At 64.0% G+C, this 3,350-nt stretch carries 4 protein-coding genes; 1 reads left to right on the top strand and 3 read right to left on the bottom strand.

Going from position 1 to position 3,350, the window contains the following annotated elements; translation table 11 throughout:
• Positions 1-102 precede the first annotated feature (102 nt).
• Positions 103-363: a hypothetical protein gene (locus PQQ96_RS41775; protein ID WP_408303225.1), complete on the top strand. Its 261-nt coding sequence runs from the start codon at positions 103-105 to the stop codon at positions 361-363.
• A 364-nt stretch (positions 364-727) separates the two neighbouring features.
• Here PQQ96_RS41775 and tnpC read toward each other — a convergent pair whose 3' ends face one another.
• The 3 genes from tnpC to tnpA form a co-directional block, all read right to left on the bottom strand.
• Complete coding sequence (gene tnpC / locus PQQ96_RS41780; protein WP_408303231.1) at positions 728-2,344, bottom strand: IS66 family transposase; 1,617 nt, start codon at positions 2,342-2,344, stop codon at positions 728-730.
• Positions 2,345-2,436: 92 nt separating this feature from the next.
• On the bottom strand, positions 2,437-2,790 hold the full coding sequence (tnpB, locus tag PQQ96_RS41785) for an IS66 family insertion sequence element accessory protein TnpB (RefSeq protein WP_408303227.1): 354 nt from the start codon (positions 2,788-2,790) through the stop codon (positions 2,437-2,439).
• On the bottom strand, positions 2,771-3,262 hold the full coding sequence (tnpA, locus tag PQQ96_RS41790) for an IS66-like element accessory protein TnpA (protein WP_408303229.1): 492 nt from the start codon (positions 3,260-3,262) through the stop codon (positions 2,771-2,773). The genes tnpB and tnpA overlap by 20 nt, the downstream gene beginning before the upstream one ends.
• Positions 3,263-3,350 lie beyond the last annotated feature (88 nt).

Here is a 3,350-nt window from a genome sequence, read left to right on the forward strand (position 1 = left end):
ATTGTAATCGCTCAATCCGCCACACCTTGAGGAATCGCGTCGTTACCCGGTAACGTTGAGGAACCGGATTGTTACCGGGTAACAATGATGAGGAGTCGCAGGATGGCGCAGACGACAGCACAGCGGCAGGCGGCCTGGCGCGCAAGGCGAGCCTCGGCGGGCAAGGACGGCAACGGAGAGCGTCGGCTGGACATGTGGATCAGTACAGAAGCCGATCTTGCTCTTGCACGACTGGCCGGACGCTACGCGGCCACGAAGCGTCAGATGTTGGAGCGGTTGATCTCGCGAGCAGACGACGCGATCTTGCGCAGGCTCGATCCGGATTCGAAGCCGTGGGATCTCTATTTCAACGGTCCCCGGTAGCGCGCCGTCGTTACCGGGTAACGGATGACGTTTTATCGGCAAGGCGAGTGCCCAGCCTGGATGCGTGGGTATTCCGGGCCAACATGACCGACGATTCCGGACGAGCGTGACCGGGCATTCCGTTTCATCGTGACCGGCCATTCCGGACGAACGTGACCGATTCCTGAGCTTTCCGGAATCTGCGCTTACGTTCACCGGAATACCCATCAGGAGCGTCTGATTGTGCGGGCCGACGACGGGATCGTGCGCGCAGGCTCGATCCCGGCTCGACGCAATGGGACGTCTACTTCAACGTCGGCCAATAGTGTTCACTGTTCACCGTTACCGGGTAACAGCGAACAGGGGCGCGCGAGCAATTTGTCGTTCAGGCGGAAGCTGGCGTCGCAGTTTGCTGTTTGGCGAAGTTGAACGGCAGCAGGTCACTGATATCGGAATCCGGTGCCCGCTGAGGCAACTCCGTGAGCACGTGGAGCAGGTATGCATACGGCTCGACTTTGCAAGCGCGACACGTGAGCATCAGGCTGTAGACCATTGCGCTCGCTTTCGCACCGGCGACCGTGTCATGGAACAACCATGACTTGCGACCGGTACAGAAGGGTCTGATATCCCGTTCCATGACGTTGTTATCGAGGGGCGCATGGCCATCGCTGACGTAGCGGCTGAGGTACTTCCATTGATTGCGCGTGTAGGCGATCGCCTTGCCGAGCAGACTCTCGGGCAGCACCAGCGACTCGTGTTCGTCCAGCCACGCCTTGAAGGCCGTGAGCAGCGGCACGCTGTGCTGCTGGCGCAGCCGGTACGTGTAGGCCGTGCGCGTCTCGCCTTCGGGCAGATCCGCTCTGGCGAGCGTCTCGAGCTGGTATAGGGCCTTGAAGTACTCAAGCGCCTGCGCTGCGCGACCACCTGGCTTCTTCTGCCCCTTGAGCGCATCGACGAACGCTCTGCGGGCATGGGCAAGACATCCGAAGTGGGTCGGACCTTCGAGCGTGCGCCACGCGGCGTAACCATCGGTCATCAACATACCCTCATAGCCGGCGAGAAACGCCTGCGGATACTCCTGGCCGCGCCCGGGCTGGTAGTCGAACAGCACCACCGGCTGCTCGCAGTCCTCGGCGCTGCGATAGGTCCACATGTACGACTGACTTTGCGCGGTCTTGCCCGGCTCCTTGAGCACCTGTACCGTCGTCTCGTCGCCATGAATCAGCGGCTGCGACAGCAGCGTGCGGCGCAGCGCGTCGTACAGTCGGCTGTAGTGGAGCTCGGCGGGCCGGATGATCCAGTTGGCCAGCGTGCCGCGGCTTACGGGGATGTTCGCGCGCGCCAGCGCGTCTTCCATCCGGTACAGCGGTGTGCCATCGACATATTTGCCAGCCGTCACGGTCGCGATGATCGCCGCGCTGACGTTGCTGCCGGGCAGCGGCTGCGCCGGCATCGGCGCGGTCACGATCGGCGTGCGCTCGGCATTGCGCTCGCAGTGGCGACATGCGTATTTGAAGCGAACATGCTGCAGCACCGAGGCCTTCACTTCGATGTGCAGTTGTTCGCTGACTTCTTCGCCCATGCGATGCATCGCGCTGCGGCAGCACGGACAGACCTTCTGGTCTTCGGGCAGGTCGTACTCGATGCGCTGACGCGGCAGTTCTGCCGGCAGCGGCTTGCGACCACGCTTGCCGCGGGCGGGCTCATCGGGCTGCGGCAGCCCCGTGTCCGGCAGCGCGAACGCGTCGTCCGGCTCGTCGTCCCCGGATGGCGCTGCCGCGGCCATCTGCTCGGCTTCGTCGAATGCGCGGTCCTTGAGCTTCTCGCTGCTCGGGGCAAAGCGCCTGCTCTGCGCGAGCCGGAACTGCTCCTCGAGCTGGGCGATCCGCTGCGCGAGCTGGTGGTTGCGGTTCTCAAGCTCGAGAATGCGCGCGATCAGCGCATCGTGCGGGAGGTGTTTGAGATCGTCCACGAGGGAGGGGTTGGGCTTGTTGGCATCCATACCACCCAGGATAGCGCCTGGCCGGGATGACGGCCAGGTCACCATTGCCCCGTCGTTGTTTACAGGCAACGGCCGCAGCGCGGGGCAAACCGTCAGCCCGTGTACCGGTACTGCCGTTCCGGGTGACGGCGCACCGCATCGATATCGATGCCATCAAGCAACCAGTGCAGCTGCTCGCTCGTCAGCTCGACCACCGTTTGCTGCCGGCGTGGCCATACGAAATGGTCTGCCTCCAGGCGCTTCATCATCAGCCAGAAACCCGAGCGGTCATAGAAGAGCAGCTTGATGCGGTTGGCCCGCCGGTTGCGGAACGCAAAGACGGCACGGGCAAACGGATCAAGCTGCATCGACTGTTCGACCCGCGTGACCAGACCGTTAATCCCGGCCCGGAAATCGACCGCCTCGCGGTGCAGGTAGACCCGCAGGTCAGCGTCGAGCCGGAACATGGCAGCGTCCCAGCGTTTCGATCATGGCCGTCACCAGTGCGGCATCCTGTCCCGTGCACTCAAGCTCAACGCTTACGCCGTTTGGCAACTGCGCTACCACGCGCGAGGACAACGGCGGACGTTGCGACGCACGTGCCGGCTGGCGGGGCGCGGGCAGCGGTTCTGACTCCGCGGGCGGCGCGGGTCTCGTCGCAACCTCCTCCACCTCGACGACTGGAATGAACGCCGCCGGCACACCTCCAGTTACCGGCGCCGCGGCGGCGGCGTCGCGCTTCGCCCGGTGCTTGCCGACCCACTTGCGCAACAGGTTCGCGTTCACGCCGGCCTTGAGTGCCAGCCCCGCCAGGGATGCGCCTGGCTGAAGGCAGGCCTCGACCAGCGCCTGCCTGGCCTGCTCGTCGTAGTAGTGCCGCCGGCCATCACCGCTTGTGCCGATGGGCTCGAGCTTCGGGACATCGGGAGTCTGTGTCATGAGGTGTCCACCTGTTGTTGAGGTGGACACATGCTGCGCCTGCTGGCATCAGGAAGCTATGTGGGCCGCAATCACCGCTTACTGATAA

Origin of the sequence: Paraburkholderia sediminicola, assembly GCF_046027825.1 — a bacterium.
Lineage (GTDB): Bacteria > Pseudomonadota > Gammaproteobacteria > Burkholderiales > Burkholderiaceae > Paraburkholderia > Paraburkholderia sediminicola_D.